Source organism: Pseudomonas sp. PDM01 (assembly GCF_014852325.1).
Lineage (GTDB): Bacteria > Pseudomonadota > Gammaproteobacteria > Pseudomonadales > Pseudomonadaceae > Aquipseudomonas > Aquipseudomonas migulae.
The window spans coordinates 188,922-203,102 of the sequence record NZ_JACVBK010000004.1; the positions used below are offsets into that span (position 1 = coordinate 188,922).

At 60.0% G+C, this 14,181-nt stretch carries 12 protein-coding genes; 1 reads left to right on the forward strand and 11 read right to left on the reverse strand.

Annotation, left to right across the window (positions count from 1 at the left end; all coding sequences use genetic code 11):
- Window positions 1–5 precede the first annotated feature (5 nt).
- Both pgl and zwf read right to left on the reverse strand, forming a co-directional pair.
- Entirely contained in the window at window positions 6–719 is a 714-nt protein-coding gene (pgl, locus tag IB246_RS11715) for a 6-phosphogluconolactonase (protein ID WP_008038595.1), read from the reverse strand.
- Complete coding sequence (zwf, locus tag IB246_RS11720) at window positions 706–2,175, reverse strand: glucose-6-phosphate dehydrogenase (RefSeq protein WP_008032976.1); 1,470 nt, start codon at window positions 2,173–2,175, stop codon at window positions 706–708. Before zwf ends, pgl begins: the two co-directional genes overlap by 14 nt.
- A gap of 242 nt (window positions 2,176–2,417) precedes the next feature.
- On the opposite strand from zwf, the gene IB246_RS11725 reads away from it, so the two are divergent.
- Window positions 2,418–3,278 carry a MurR/RpiR family transcriptional regulator gene (locus tag IB246_RS11725; protein WP_177318169.1) on the forward strand — a complete coding sequence of 287 codons (861 nt, stop codon included), beginning with the start codon at window positions 2,418–2,420 and terminating at the stop codon, window positions 3,276–3,278.
- 130 nt (window positions 3,279–3,408) lie between these two features.
- Here IB246_RS11725 and IB246_RS11730 read toward each other — a convergent pair whose 3' ends face one another.
- From IB246_RS11730 to IB246_RS11770, 9 genes are all read right to left on the reverse strand, one after another.
- Window positions 3,409–4,263: a D-hexose-6-phosphate mutarotase gene (locus IB246_RS11730; protein WP_008038602.1), complete on the reverse strand. Its 855-nt coding sequence runs from the start codon at window positions 4,261–4,263 to the stop codon at window positions 3,409–3,411.
- A 114-nt stretch (window positions 4,264–4,377) separates the two neighbouring features.
- The gene (locus tag IB246_RS11735) at window positions 4,378–5,724 is read right to left on the reverse strand and encodes a carbohydrate porin (protein WP_008038605.1); all 1,347 of its coding nucleotides are present in this window, start codon (window positions 5,722–5,724) and stop codon (window positions 4,378–4,380) included.
- 173 nt (window positions 5,725–5,897) lie between these two features.
- On the reverse strand, window positions 5,898–7,058 hold the full coding sequence (locus IB246_RS11740) for an ABC transporter ATP-binding protein (RefSeq protein WP_008038607.1): 1,161 nt from the start codon (window positions 7,056–7,058) through the stop codon (window positions 5,898–5,900).
- A 4-nt stretch (window positions 7,059–7,062) separates the two neighbouring features.
- Complete coding sequence (locus IB246_RS11745; RefSeq protein WP_008032971.1) at window positions 7,063–7,908, reverse strand: carbohydrate ABC transporter permease; 846 nt, start codon at window positions 7,906–7,908, stop codon at window positions 7,063–7,065.
- On the reverse strand, window positions 7,901–8,809 hold the full coding sequence (locus IB246_RS11750) for a carbohydrate ABC transporter permease (RefSeq protein ID WP_008032969.1): 909 nt from the start codon (window positions 8,807–8,809) through the stop codon (window positions 7,901–7,903). Before IB246_RS11750 ends, IB246_RS11745 begins: the two co-directional genes overlap by 8 nt.
- Before the next feature lie 171 nt (window positions 8,810–8,980).
- Window positions 8,981–10,288, reverse strand: a complete 1,308-nt coding sequence (locus IB246_RS11755; protein WP_008032967.1) for an ABC transporter substrate-binding protein — start codon at window positions 10,286–10,288, stop codon at window positions 8,981–8,983.
- A 117-nt stretch (window positions 10,289–10,405) separates the two neighbouring features.
- Window positions 10,406–11,665, reverse strand: a complete 1,260-nt coding sequence (locus IB246_RS11760; RefSeq protein ID WP_008038609.1) for an AGE family epimerase/isomerase — start codon at window positions 11,663–11,665, stop codon at window positions 10,406–10,408.
- Between the two features lie 183 nt (window positions 11,666–11,848).
- Window positions 11,849–13,318: an ATP-binding protein gene (locus IB246_RS11765; RefSeq protein ID WP_008038610.1), complete on the reverse strand. Its 1,470-nt coding sequence runs from the start codon at window positions 13,316–13,318 to the stop codon at window positions 11,849–11,851.
- A complete protein-coding gene (locus IB246_RS11770) occupies window positions 13,308–14,039 on the reverse strand; it encodes a response regulator (protein ID WP_008031015.1) in 732 nt (243 codons plus the stop codon). The genes IB246_RS11765 and IB246_RS11770 overlap by 11 nt, the downstream gene beginning before the upstream one ends.
- Between the last annotated feature and the right edge of the window lie 142 nt (window positions 14,040–14,181).

Below are 14,181 nucleotides of genomic sequence, written 5' to 3' on the forward strand. Positions count from 1 at the left end.
TTGGCTCATGGGCACCAGTAAATCTCTAACGTGGGTTGCAGAAACGCGCGGATCGGCATTTCGGCGACATCGTCACCGGCCAGCGCGAAACTCAGGGTGGTCAGCTTGGACTGACCGGAAATCGACAGAATCTTGTGTTTGGCCGAGGCCAGCAGCGCACGACTCATGGTCAGGCGCTGATGCGGCACGGTTGGCGCCAGCATCGGGTAGCAACGACGCTTGCCGTCGGTTTTCAAGGCGTCGGCCAGGTTCGGGCTGTTCGGGAACAGCGACGCGGTGTGGCCGTCATCGCCCATGCCCAGCACCAACACGTCAATCGTCGGCAGCTCGGCGAGCAGGCGATCAGCCTGTTCGGCCGCTTGCTCCAGGTTCGCGGTGGCGCTGTACAGGCTCAGGAACTGAGCCTTGGCCGCCGGGCCTTGCAACAGGTAACGCTTGAGCAGACCGGCATTGCTGTCGGCATGTTCAACCGGTACCCAGCGCTCGTCCGCCAGGCTGACCACCACGTTCGACCAGTCCAGCGTCTGCTTGGCCAGGTGCTGGAAAAACGCCACCGGACTGCGCCCGCCGGACACCACCAGCGTGGCCGTGCCTCGAGCATCGATCGCCTCGCTCAGTTGCCTGGCCACCTGCAGTGCCAAGCCTTCGGCCAGCAACACCGGGCTTTTGAACGCATGGGCGCTGACGCCCTGCGGCAATTGCAAATTAGATATCGCCATACCACGACCTCCCGTCCCGCGTGATCAGAGCAATGGAGCTCATTGGTCCCCAGGACCCGGCCGCGTACGGCTTGGGCGCATCACCGGATTTTTTCCACCCGGCGATCAACTGGTCACACCACTTCCACGCGGCTTCGATTTCATCTTTACGGACAAACAGGTTCTGATTGCCACGCATCACTTCCAGCAACAACCGCTCGTAGGCATCGGGGATCCGTGCGCTGCGCCAGGTGTCGGAAAAATTCAGCTGCAACGGACCGCTGCGCAGCTGCATGCCCTTGTCCAGGCCTTGTTCTTTGGTCATCACACGCAAGGAAATGCCTTCGTCCGGTTGCAGGCGGATAATCAGCTTGTTGCTAATCTGCAAGCGCTGCTCCGGGGCGAAGATGTAGTGCGACGGTTCCTTGAAGTGGATGACGATCTGCGACAGCTTTTGCGGCATGCGCTTGCCGGTACGCAGGTAGAACGGCACGCCGGCCCAACGCCAGTTGCGGATGTCGGCACGCAGGGCGACGAAGGTTTCGGTGTCGCTCTGGGTGTTGGAATTCGGTTCTTCCAGGTAGCCAGGAACTGATTTGCCTTCGCTGTAACCAGCGATGTACTGGCCGCGCACCACTTGCGTGGTCAGGCCTTCCGGACTGATCGGCGCCAGCGCCTTGAGCACTTTGACTTTCTCGTCACGGATGCTGTCGGCGGACAGGTCGGCCGGCGGGTCCATGGCGATCAGGCAGAGCAGTTGCAGCAGGTGATTCTGGATCATGTCCCGCAGCTGACCGGCCTTGTCGAAGTAGCCCCAGCGGCCTTCGATCCCGACCTTCTCGGCCACGGTGATTTCCACGTGGGAAATGTAATTCTGGTTCCACTGGGTTTCGAACAGGCTGTTGGCGAAACGCAGGGCGATGAGGTTTTGAACGGTCTCTTTGCCCAGGTAGTGGTCGATGCGGTAGGTGCGGTTCTCCGGGAAGAACTGCGCCACGGCGTCGTTGACCTTGCGCGAGGATTCGAGGTCCGAACCGATCGGCTTTTCCAGCACTACGCGGGTGTTCTCGGCCAGACCGACCTTCGCCAGGTTCTCGCAGATCGCGCCGTAAACGGCGGCCGGCGTGGCGAAATAGGCAATCACCCGCTGGGCGCTGCCGGCCAGTTCGGCCAGGGCGAGGTAATCGTCAGCCTTGAGGAAATCGACGTGCAGGTAGCTCAAACGAGACAGGAAGCGCTCGACCACCGCCTCGTCCAGCTCTTTGGCACCGACGTAGCGGCGCAGCTCGGACGCGATGAACGCCAGATGCTCCTGTTCGCTACCGGGCTCACGGGCCAGCGCGATGATGCGCGTGTCCTCATGCAGCAGGCCTGCGCCATCGAGTTGATAGAGGGCAGGAAACAGCTTGCGCAGGGCCAGATCGCCAAGCGCGCCGAACAAGGCAAAGGTGCACGGTTCAACCGTAATCGAAGGCATGATGTTTGTTCTTTTATCAAGTTAAGCTACAAATACCTTTTTTCAAGGCATCGCTCAAGAGAAAATGTAGTAATAACCACAACATTTTCGCAAAATACAGATTCCGAGTGGTGGTCGGTTGGTGCCATCAGTAGGATAGGCCACCGCTTGGGGCCCTATCAAAGGCCCAATTTGCATAGCAACACCCTTATTTGCATCGCAGTGCACTCGTGTAGGTGCACCAAGGAAATCATATGGACCGCGTGCGAAATTTACTGGAACAGATCCAGAATCGCCTTGAAGACCTGAACAAGGCGGAACGCAAAGTCGCCGAAGTGATCCTGCTCAACCCACAGCAGGCCACCCGGTTCAGCATCGCCGCCCTCGCCCAGGCCTCCAAGGTCAGCGAGCCGACGGTCAACCGTTTCTGCCGTTCGTTCGGCGTCAGCGGTTACCCGGAACTCAAGCTTCAGCTCGCCCAGAGCCTGGCCAGTGGCGCGGCGTATGTCAGCCGTGCGGTCGAGGCCGACGACAATCCGGAAGCCTATACCAAGAAGATTTTCGGCAGCGCCATCGCGTCGCTGGACAGTGCCTTGCAGGCGCTGGACCCGAACCTGATCAGCCGCGCCGTCGACTTGCTGATCCAGGCCCGGCAGATCCACTTCTTCGGCCTCGGCGCCTCAGCCCCGGTGGCGCTGGATGCGCAGCACAAATTCTTCCGCTTCAACCTGGCCGTCACTGCCCATGCGGACGTGCTGATGCAGCGCATGATTGCCTCGGTGGCCCACACCGGCGAGTTGTTCGTGATCATTTCCTATACCGGTCGCACCCGCGAGCTGGTGGAAGTGGCGCGTATCGCCCGGGAAAACGGTGCATCGGTGCTCGGCTTGACCGCTGAAGGTTCGCCGCTGGCCAAGGCCAGTACCTTGAGCCTGAACATTCCGCTGCCGGAAGACACCGACATCTACATGCCGATGACTTCGCGGATCATTCAGCTCACCGTGCTGGACGTGCTCGCGACCGGTATGACCTTGCGCCGTGGCGTGGATTTCCAACCGCATTTGCGCAAGATCAAAGAGAGTTTGAATGCGAGTCGGTATCCGATTGGGGATGAGTTTAATTAATCAGGTTTGAGTAGTTTGTCGGCTGATAGTCCGTCTTCGCGGGCAAGCCTCGCTCCTACAGGTTCAGGGTGACCTGTAGGAGCGAGGCTTGCCCGCGAAGAGGCCCGCCGATCCACCGCAACCCCCTGAGCTAAACCCCCACCCGCGCCTGCAAACTCAAATGCGCTTTCTGCCCCGGCGCCAGGCTCAGGCTATCGGTCCCGCCGCTCGCCGCTTCCACACACACAAACTCGGAAATCTCGTTCCAGCTCACGCCCAATAGCGGACGCGTCCCCGGATGCCAGACCACCGTGTCCGCATCATCCCCGGTATCGATGCACAATTGCCGCTGCCAGGCGTGGTCCTTGAGCTGCAATTCGCCGTCATGCTGGAACACCCGCTGACAGCCACCCTCTACCCGCAACTCGCCTTCCTGCTGACAAACCTGGCGGTTCAGCTGGTCGTAACCTTGCGCCCCGTCGAGCCCAGACAGCGCTATCTCACCAACATCACCAATACGCCAATAGGCGTGCAATGCCTGACTCAATTGGCACGGCAGGCTGTCCTGATGCTCGGTGCTCAGGCGCAACTCCATGCGTTCGCCAAGGTGGGCATGCAGGTCCACTTGCCAGTCGCACAACTGCAATTGCCAGTGCAGCCGCACGCCGTCATCGTCGTGACGGCTGTCGAGCAGCTTCCAGTCCAGCAAGCGTGCCCAACCATGGGACGGCCAGGCGTTTTCGCTCGGATGGCGGCCATACCACGGCCAGCACACCGGCACGCCGCCGCGAATCGCACCGACATGCGGCCACTTCGCCGCGCACCAGAGCCAGGGCTTCTGGCCCTTGGGCTGAAAGTGCAGCAACTGCGCGCCCTGACGACTGAACACCGCCTGACACAGCGGGTGATCGATCACCAGAACGTCGCGCATCTGATAGCGCTCCCACGCAAACACCGGACGTTCGCGCAAGGATTTGAAGAAGCGTTGTAGCGGATGCTCATGCATGTGCCACGGTCCTGAAAATCAGCTGTCACCGGGGTGCGCCGCCCCCAAAAAAAAGCGGACAGCCTGGGCTGTCCGCAAAAATGCGCACATAGAGAGGAGCTTATCGCAACAGCGTTAGAACACCGACTGAATTTTCAGGCCGGCGACCAGCGCGTTATCGACTTCATCCACACCGCCCGGGTGAGTGATGTATTGCAGGTTGGGACGCACGGTCAGCCAGTTGGTAACGTGGAAGCCGTAGTTGATCTCGTAGTTGTACTCGGTGGTACGCAGTGGCGAGAACCGTGGATCGTTGTAGTCCGTGACATTGTTGGCGGCGTTGACCAGCTCGGCGTTTTTCTTCACGTCATCGTTGACATGGATACGCGCAAAACCGATACCGACGTCATCTTTCGGACGAGCATCGAACGGGCCTTTGTACACAAACATCAACGACTGGTAGTTGTCGACGAAGTTGGTGTCCTTGTCGTGGAACGTGGCGTTGGCCGAAACGGTCAGGCCGCGGCTCTTGTCACCGTTGTGGTCGGTCAGCTGTTGCTGCGCCACGAACCAGTAGCCGGACTTGCTGTCGTGGCTGCGGTAAGCGTTGCCGCTGGTGGCAGCATCAGCACCGTTGTCGTCTTCACGAACGTCATCGGCATCGGCCGTGCTTTTGTAGTAACCGACACGGTATTCGCCCGGCAGGTTGTTAGGGTTAGGCAACCAGACCAGTTCGACCGGCAGGACGGTGCCGTTGGTACCACTGCCGCTGAGCTTGAAGCCGTTACCGTGCTCCAGTTGCGACGTGTTCTGGTTGTACGCGCCGATCTGCGCATAGAACTCAGGCGAGATGTTGTACTTCACGCGGACCGCAGCCTGCATGACCGGCCAGTTGTACCAGATGTTGGTCGCCCAGTTACCCACCTGGGAACCGCAGAACGCCAGGTTCTGGAACTCGCAAGGGAAGGTGTTGAAGTCTTCGCCTTCGCCGAAGTAACCGGCCTTGACGTCCAGTTTGCCGTCGAGGAACTGGTGCTTGATCCACAACTGGGTCAGACGGACCATATGGCCGCGACCGTAGACTTCCTGGGAGGAACTCAAGGTGCCGGCACGCGGGTCGCCGACACGGTCATTGGAGATGTTTTCGCCGTTACGGTTGGTCAACTGGATCTTCGCCTGGGTGTTATCCCAGCCCCACAATTTTTGCAGGTCCAGTGCCACGCCCAAACCAAACTGGTCGGCATAACGCGCTGTCTTGTCGTCGTTGAAGCCGCCGTGAAGGTTGCTGCCCACTTCACCGACGTAGTCCATCTTGATGTCGATGCCTTGCTCGATCAGCTTGGTCCGCTCACCACCCCAATCACCGGTCATCCATTCGGAATCAGCGCTGAACGCGTCAGCCGCGTGCACACTACCGGCCAACATCATTGCCGCAATTGCCGACAACTGGCAGATAAGCTGAGCGTTGTTGTTCTTCTTCATCCCTACATCCTCGTTTTATTGTTATTAACTGTTTTTATCTAACGCGGTTACATCGGTTGCGATGCGCGACAGGCCGCCCACCGCATATCCCCCCTGTAGGAGCCAGGCTTGCCGGCGAAGGCGTCACTGAAATCGCTTTCGCCGGCAAGCCTGGCTCCTACAGTTTTTGATCTTCAGCGGTTTTTGAACTGGGTGACGTTGGCGCTGTGAACTTCGGTTTTTGGCAGACCGGCCACCCCCAGGCGCTCCCCGGTCTTGGCATCGAACAGCAGCACTTTCGATGGATCGAATTGCAGGGTCAGTGTCTCGCCCACGGCCGGCGCAACGTCCGGCGCCAGGCGGCAGCAGACTTTGGTGTCGTTGAGATTGACGAACACCAGCGTGTCCGGACCGGTCGGTTCGGTGACCTGCACTTCGGCGCGAATAGTCGGCAAACCATTCGGCTCGCTGCCCGCCAGCACGATCTGCTCAGGGCGCATGCCGAGGATCACTTCGCGATCTTCCAGACCGGCGTCCTGCATGCCCAACGGCAATTCGCAGCGCGCCTGACCGCTGTCGAGCAGCGCCAACAGACGACCGTCCTTGCGTTGCAAACGCAGGGGGATGAAGTTCATCGGCGGCGAACCGATGAAGCTCGCCACGAACAGGTTGGCCGGGTTGTTGTAGATGTCTTTCGGCGTGCCGAACTGCTGAATGATCCCGTCCTTCATCACCGCCACTTTGTCGCCCAGCGTCATCGCTTCGATCTGGTCGTGGGTCACGTAGACCGTGGTGGTTTTCAGGCGCTGGTGCATCAGTTTCATTTCGGTGCGCATCTCGACGCGCAGCTTGGCGTCGAGGTTGGACAGCGGTTCGTCGAACAGGTAAATCTTCGGCCGCCGCGCCAGGGCACGGCCCATCGCCACACGCTGTTGCTGACCGCCGGAGAGCTGGCCAGGCTTGCGGCTCAGCAGGTGTTCGATCTGCAACAGCTTGGAGACGCGAGCGACTTCTTCGTCGATTTCCGCGGCGGGCATTTTGCGAATCTTCAGGCCAAAAGCGATGTTGTCGCGCACGCTCATGGTCGGGTACAGCGCGTAGGACTGGAACACCATGGCGATGTCGCGATCCTTGGGGCTCATGCCGCTGATGTCGGCGTCATCCACCAGGATCGCGCCGCCGCTGATGGTTTCCAGGCCGGCGATGCAGTTCATCAGCGTGGATTTACCGCAGCCCGACGGGCCGACCAGGATCAGGAATTCCCCGTCATCGATCTTCAGTTCGATGTTTTTCAGGGTGTCCGGCAAACCGGCGCCGTAGGTCTTGTTGACGTTGCGTAATTCGAGAGTTGCCATGTTTCTACCCCTTGACCGCGCCGGACGTCAGCCCACGCAGGAAATACTTGCCAGCGAATATGTAGACCAGCAGTGTCGGCAGCCCGGCGATCATCGCGGCGGCCATATCAACGTTGTATTCCTTGGCCCCGGTGCTGGTGTTGACCAGGTTGTTCAGGGCCACGGTAATTGGCTGGGCATCGCCACTGGCGAAGACCACGCCGAACAGGAAGTCATTCCAGATCTGGGTGAACTGCCAGATCAGGCAGACCATCACGATCGGGATCGACATCGGCAGCAGGATCTTCCAGAAAATCGTGAAGAAGCCTGCGCCATCCAGGCGTGCAGCCTTGACCAGCGCATCCGGGATGCTCACGTAGTAGTTACGGAAGAACAGCGTGGTGAACGCCAGCCCGTAGACCACGTGCACCAGCACCAGACCGGTGGTGGTGTTGGCCAGGCCGAACTTGCCGAGGGTGAACGAAGCCGGCAGCAGCACGGTCTGGAACGGCAGGAAGCAGCCGAACAGCAGCAGGCCGAAGAACAACTGCGAGCCACGGAAGCGCCACATCGACAGCACGTAGCCGTTCATGGCACCGATGAAGGTCGAGATAAAAACCGCCGGCACGGTGATTTTCACCGAGTTCCAGAAGTACCCGCCGACCACGTCCCAGGCCTTGATCCAGCCGATGCCGTCAATGACGGTCGGCCAGCTCAGCAGGTTGCCGGTACGGATGTCTTCCGGAGATTTGAAGCTGGTCAGCAGCATCACGATCAGCGGAATCAGGTACACCGCAGCGGCCAGCAGAAGCGTGGCGTAAATCGCGATGCGGCTGAAACTCAGCGTTGGTTTTCCGAGTTGATTAGTCATGGCGTTTGCCTCGCAGCTCGGAGTACAGGTACGGCACGAGGATGGTCAGCACGGCACCGAGCATCAGCATGGCGCTGGCCGAACCGATGCCCATCTGGCCACGGCTGAAGGTGAAGGAATACATGAACATCGCCGGCAGGTCGGACGAGTAGCCGGGACCGCCCGCCGTCATCGCCGCCACCAGGTCGAAGCTCTTGATTGCGATGTGCGCGAGGATCATGAAGGCGCTGAAAAACACCGGGCGCAGGCTCGGCAGGACGATCTTCAAATAGATGGTCGGCAGGCTCGCACCGTCGACTTGCGCGGCACGGATGATCGATTGATCGACACCGCGCAGACCGGCCAGGAACATCGCCATCACAAACCCGGAGGCTTGCCACACGGCAGCGATCACCAGGCAGTACACCACGCGATCCTGATCCACCAGCCAGTCGAGACGGAAGCCTTCCCAGCCCCAGTCACGCAGCATCTTGTCCAGGCCCAGGCCAGGGTTGAGCAGCCATTTCCAGGCGGTACCGGTGACGATCATCGACAGCGCCATCGGGTACAGGTAAACGGTGCGAATGAAGCCTTCCTTGCGAATGCGCTGGTCCAGCAGCACCGCGAGGAACACGCCCAATACCAGGCTGATGCCGATGAACATGCCGCCGAAGAGCGCGAGGTTCTTGCTCGCGACCCACCAGCGATCGTTGTCCATCAGGCGCATGTATTGCTGCAGGCCGACCCATTTGTAGCTCGGCATGAAGCTGGAATTGGTGAAGGACAGTATGAATGTCCAAATGATGTAACCGTAGAAACCAACCAACACGATGAGCATGCTTGGCGCGAGTACCAACTTGGGTAACCAGCGTTGCAGCGCATCGAACGGTGAGGCTTTGCTGAAAACCGCCACAGAGCTCATCGGGATAATCCATTGGAGAAGTGAGTATCTGTAGGAGCGAGGCTTGCCCGCGAAGGCGGCGTAACTGTCGACAACTCTGTTGAATGTCAGACTGCTTTCGCGGGCAAGCCTCGCTCCTACAAGGGGAACGGTCCCAGAAAATTGCCGCAGGCGAGCCTGCGGCCTCAGGGATTACTGGGCGGCTTTGACAGCCGATGCCAGTTGGGCGCTGGCCTTGGCCGGGTCAGCGTCCTTGTCGTTCATGAAGTTGGTGACCACGTCGAAGATCGCGCCTTGCACGGCCAGGGAAGTGGCCATGTTGTGCGCCATGCTTGGTTGCAGGCCGCCGGTTTTCTCGTCCGCCAGGAAGTCCTTGGCGGCGGTTTGAGCGCAGGCGTCGAAACCGAGCTTGTCCATCTCGTTCAGCATGTCGGTACGGACCGGGATCGAGCCTTTGTTGATGCTGAAGACTTTCTGGAAGTCGGTCCCCAGAGCAACCTTGGCCAGGTCTTGCTGGGCGGCGATGTCACCCTTGCGATCAGCTTTCAACTTGAATACAGCCATCGAGTCGATGTTGTAGGTGAAGGCTTTTTCGGTGCCCGGGAACGGCACGCACTGGTAGTCCTTGCCGGCGACTTTCTTCGCCGCAGTCCATTCGCTTTTCGCCCAGTCGCCCATCATCTGCATACCGGCCTTGCCGTTGATGACCTCGGCGGCAGCGATGTTCCAGTCACGACCGGCGCGGTTCGGGTCCATGTAGCCGGTGAGTTTTTTCAGCTCGGTGAACGACTTGGTCATTTCCGGTCCGGACAGGGTTTTCTGATCCAGGTCTACCAACGCTTTTTTGTAACCATCGGCGCCCATGACCGAGAGCACCACGTCTTCAAACACGGTGCTGTCTTGCCAAGGCTGACCACCGTGGGCGAGCGCGATGAAGCCGGCGGCTTTGAGCTTGTCGCCGGCGGCGTAGAATTCTTCGAGGGTGGTCGGGGCTTTGTCGATCCCAGCTTTCTTGAACACTTCCGGGTTGATCCACAGCCAGTTCACACGGTGAATGTTCACCGGAACGGCCACGTAGTCGCCTTCGTATTTGACGGTGTCGGAGACTTTCTTGATCAGCAGGTTATCCCAGCCTTCGGACTTGGAAACGTCTTTCAGGGTGTCGGTGCTGAGCAGGCCAGTGCTGCCCCACTCCTGGATGTCCGGACCCTTGATCTGGGCAACGCCCGGCGGGTTACCGGCGACTGCGCGGCTTTTCAGTACGGTCATGGCCGTGGAACCGCCACCACCGGCGACTGCGCCGTCCTTCCAGGTGAAGCCGTCTTTTTCGACTTGAGCCTTGAGGACATCGACCGCTGCTTTTTCACCACCCGACGTCCACCAGTGAACAACTTCCACCGAACCTTTGGAATCGGCGGCAAGGCCACTGAGAGGAAATGCACTGAGGGGAAGCAGCGACGCGAGAGAAATGACAGTAGCGAGGCGAGAAATCGCATTCATCTGGAAGTACCTTTCTTGTTGTTATGCATGCAAGTCTGGTGCTTGCGCTGCATAGGATTTTAAACAGGAGTCATCCCCTCGCAGGTAACGAAGGGACGCGTGAATGTCACCGCATGGTTACATAGAACCGCTCTGGGACAGACTCGCCAAGGCACTGGCCATGCTCGGCGCCAGCGGCAGGCGCGGAATCAACACGGCTTGCCAGGCGTGATAGAGATCGGGTTTGCCGGCCCAGATATCGGCGCTCGGACGGTTCTGCGGATCGAGCTCGTGATACCAACTGCCCTCGCAGCGGTCGATGAAATGACTGTCACAAAATTCCCAGAACAGTCGGTACCAGGTTTCATATTGCTCATCGCCCGTGCGTTTAAGCAGCGCGCTGGCGGCGGCGCTGGCTTCGCAATGGGTCCAGTGCAAACGATGGCGAACCACCGCGCGATTATCCCAATCGAGGGTGTAGACAATCCCGGGCAGCCCATCGACATCCCAGCCGTGGCGGCAGTTGTGCTCGAAGAGTTTTTGCGCGTCGGTGGCGAGCCAACCGGGCGTCAGCATCCCGGCCTGTACTCGCGCAGCTTCGAGGTGCAGCAACAGCCGGGCCCATTCGAAGCCGTGGCCCGGCGTGGTGCCGTAAGGACGGAAACCGTCGGCCGGGTTGTCGTGGTTGTAGTCGCGCAACGGCTGCCAGTCGCGATCGAAATGTTCGACCACCAGGTAATCGTTGGCGGCGGCGTGACCATGAATCACGCGCTCGACGATCCGTTGCGCGCGGCACAACCAGCGATTGTCTTGCGTGACATCGGCCAGGGCGAGGAAGGCTTCGGTGGCGTGCATGTTGCTGTTGGCGCCGCGATAACTTTCCTCTTCACGCCAGTCGCGATTGAAGGATTCGCGCATTGCGCCCTCCTCCTCACTCCAGAAATACGTGTCGATGATGTTAATCGCGTCATCGAGCAAGGCCTGTGCGCCGGGACGCCGCGCCACCACGGCGGAACTGGCGGCCAGGGCAACGAAAGCGTGCAGGTAAGCGGCCTTGCCGGTGTTGTCGTCAAGGGGATGCGCGGTGGCGAACCAGCCACCATGCTCGGCATCGCGCAACGGCCCGCGAAGGGCATTGATGCCGTGATCCACCAGCTCGGCGAAACCCGGCAGGCCCTGGATGTGCGCCATGGCGAAGCTGTGGGTCATGCGCGCGGTGTTCATGGTTTCGGCATGGGCGTTGGCCGGCAGACAGCCCTTTACGTCGAGATTGCCGAAGCCCTCGGGGAGCTTCGAAGCCTTGGCGAATGCCAGCAGGCGCAAGCCTTCGGCGGCGAGCCATTGCTGATGGGCCGGTGCGTTCAGCCAACTGCTGAAGGCGGGTTGGAAGGTGTCCATGGGGTGCCTTTTTTTGTTGTTATGACTGCGGGCAGTCTAAACAACGGGCGGTGGCGGGCTTGTAACGAAGGGGGCGAGTTATGTCACCGAATGGTGACATTTTGTAGGAGCCAGCTTGCTGGCGATGGCGTTTTCAATGACGCTATCGCCAGCAAGCTGGCTCCTACAGGGATTTGTGTTTTTTCAGTCGATTGATCGAGGCAATTGGAGCGTCACCCGCAACCCACCTTCACGCAGGTTTTGCAGGCTGACTTCCCCGCCATGGCTATGGGCAATGTTGCGCGCAATGCCCAACCCCAACCCATAACCCTGCTGCTGCCCGGCCAGACGAAAGTGCGGCTCGAACACCTGCTCCAGCCGCTGCTCCGGCACACCCGGCCCTTCGTCATCGACATGCAGGACAAACGCGTTCTCGTCGTCATCGATGTGCAGGTGCGCGTTCTGACCGTACTTCAAGGCGTTGTCGATCAGGTTGCCGATGCAGCGCTTGAGCGCCAGCGGTTTACCCGGATACGCCGCCAGCGCCCGCCCCTGCTGGGTCACGCGACCATTGCCGTTAGGCGCCAGATACGGCTCCACCAGGCAATCGAGCACATGGTTGAGGTCCACCTGCTCGATGTTTTCGTGGATGTCAGTGTCTTTCACGCATTGCAGCGCGCCTTTGACCAGCAGCTCCAATTCATCGAGATCACGACCGAATTTGGCTTGCAGCTTTTCGTCTTCCAGCAATTCGACACGCAGGCGCAAGCGGGTAATAGGCGTGCGCAAATCATGGGAAATCGCACTGAACAACTGGCTGCGTTCAGTCAGGTAACGGCTGATACGTTCGCGCATCGCATTGAAGGCGCGCCCCACTTCGACCACTTCACTGCCGCCACCCTCCGCCACCGGCTCGACTTCCGCCCCGAGGGACATGTCCCGCGCCGCCCGTGCCAAACGCTTGAGCGGTCGGCTCTGCCAATGCACCAGCAAGCCGATGAACAACAGCAAAAAGCCGCTGGTGAGGACGATGAACCAGACTTGCTGCGCCGGCAGGCCTTGCTCTTCAAGGCTGGTGTACGGCTCGGGCAACAGCGAGGCGATGTACAGCCACTCGCCCGGCGCCATCTGGATTTGCGTGACCAGCACCGGTGGATTCACCGGCTCCAGGGTCAGTGCGTAATGCGCCCAGGAACGCGGTAGCTCATCCAGTTTCAGGCCACCGTTGAAGATCCGCAGGTCTTCGGGGCTGACAAAGGTCACCGAGATATCGGTGTCCTGGCCGAGCGACTGACGCAGCACTTCGTCCACCGCTTTGAGCACCGCTGCTTTGCGCGGGGTGATCGGCAGCACTTCCATGCCCAGCGGTTTGTCGTTGAGGGTCACCACAAAACGGGTGCCGCCCATGCTGCGCAACTGGTCGAGTACCAGCGGCCTGAACGCCACCGGCAACGAGCGAAAATAACTGACGCTGGCGGTCATCGAATGGGCAAGGCTGCGGGCGCTGGTGACCAGGCCTTCCAGCTGCGTGGCACGCAATTGCGAGACCCAGATCACGCTCGACAACGTCTGCGCAAACAACACGGCCAGCAAGGTCAGCAGCAACATCCGCCCGAGCAGCGAACGCGGGACCGGAATCTTTGCCGCGAGCTTGCGCAACACCTCAGTGACCATTGCTGGCAACCACATTGGCTGCCAACTGATAACCGCTGCCGCGCACGGTGCGAATCAGTCGCGGCGGTTTTTCGGTATCGCGCAGGCGTTGGCGTAAACGGCTGACCGCCATGTCGACGATCCGGTCCAGCGGCATCAGGTCGCGGCCACGGGTGGCGTTGCCGATGGTGTCGCGGTCGAGGATTTCCTGGGGGTGATCGAGGAACAGTTTCAGCAGGGCGAAATCGGCGCCGGAGAGAATCACCTCTTCGCCATCGATGTGGAACAGCCGATGGCTGACCATGTCCAGCCGCCAGTCATCGAAGGCCAGCACTTCACTGCCGGAACGTTCCTGACCGAATTGCGCACGACGCAACAAGGCTTTGATCCGCGCCTGCAATTCACGAGGGCTGAAGGGTTTGCCAAGGTAGTCGTCGGCGCCCAGTTCCAGGCCGATGACGCGGTCGGCTTCATCGGAGCTGGCGGTGAGCATGATGATCGGCACCTGCGCCTGCCGCGGATGCTGGCGAATCCAGCGGCAGAGGCTGAAACCGTCTTCGTCGGGCAGCATCACGTCGAGGATCACCAGATCGCTCGGCGCGTCGTTCAACGCCTGGCGAAAACCGGCGCCGTCGGGCGTGGTACGTACCTGGAAACCCGCGCGGGTCAGGTAGGTGTCCAGCAACTCGCGTATCTCTTGATCGTCATCGACCAACAAAATCGACTTGTTGACTGAGCTCACGGGGCGGCGTCCTTGTTGTTTGAATTGGGCGGATTATGCCTTAAGCACCGATTTTACAAACACCACAAAACCACTGTAGGAGTGAGCCTGCTCGCGATTGCGGTTTCACATTCAACATTTCTGTCGATTGATACGCCGTCAT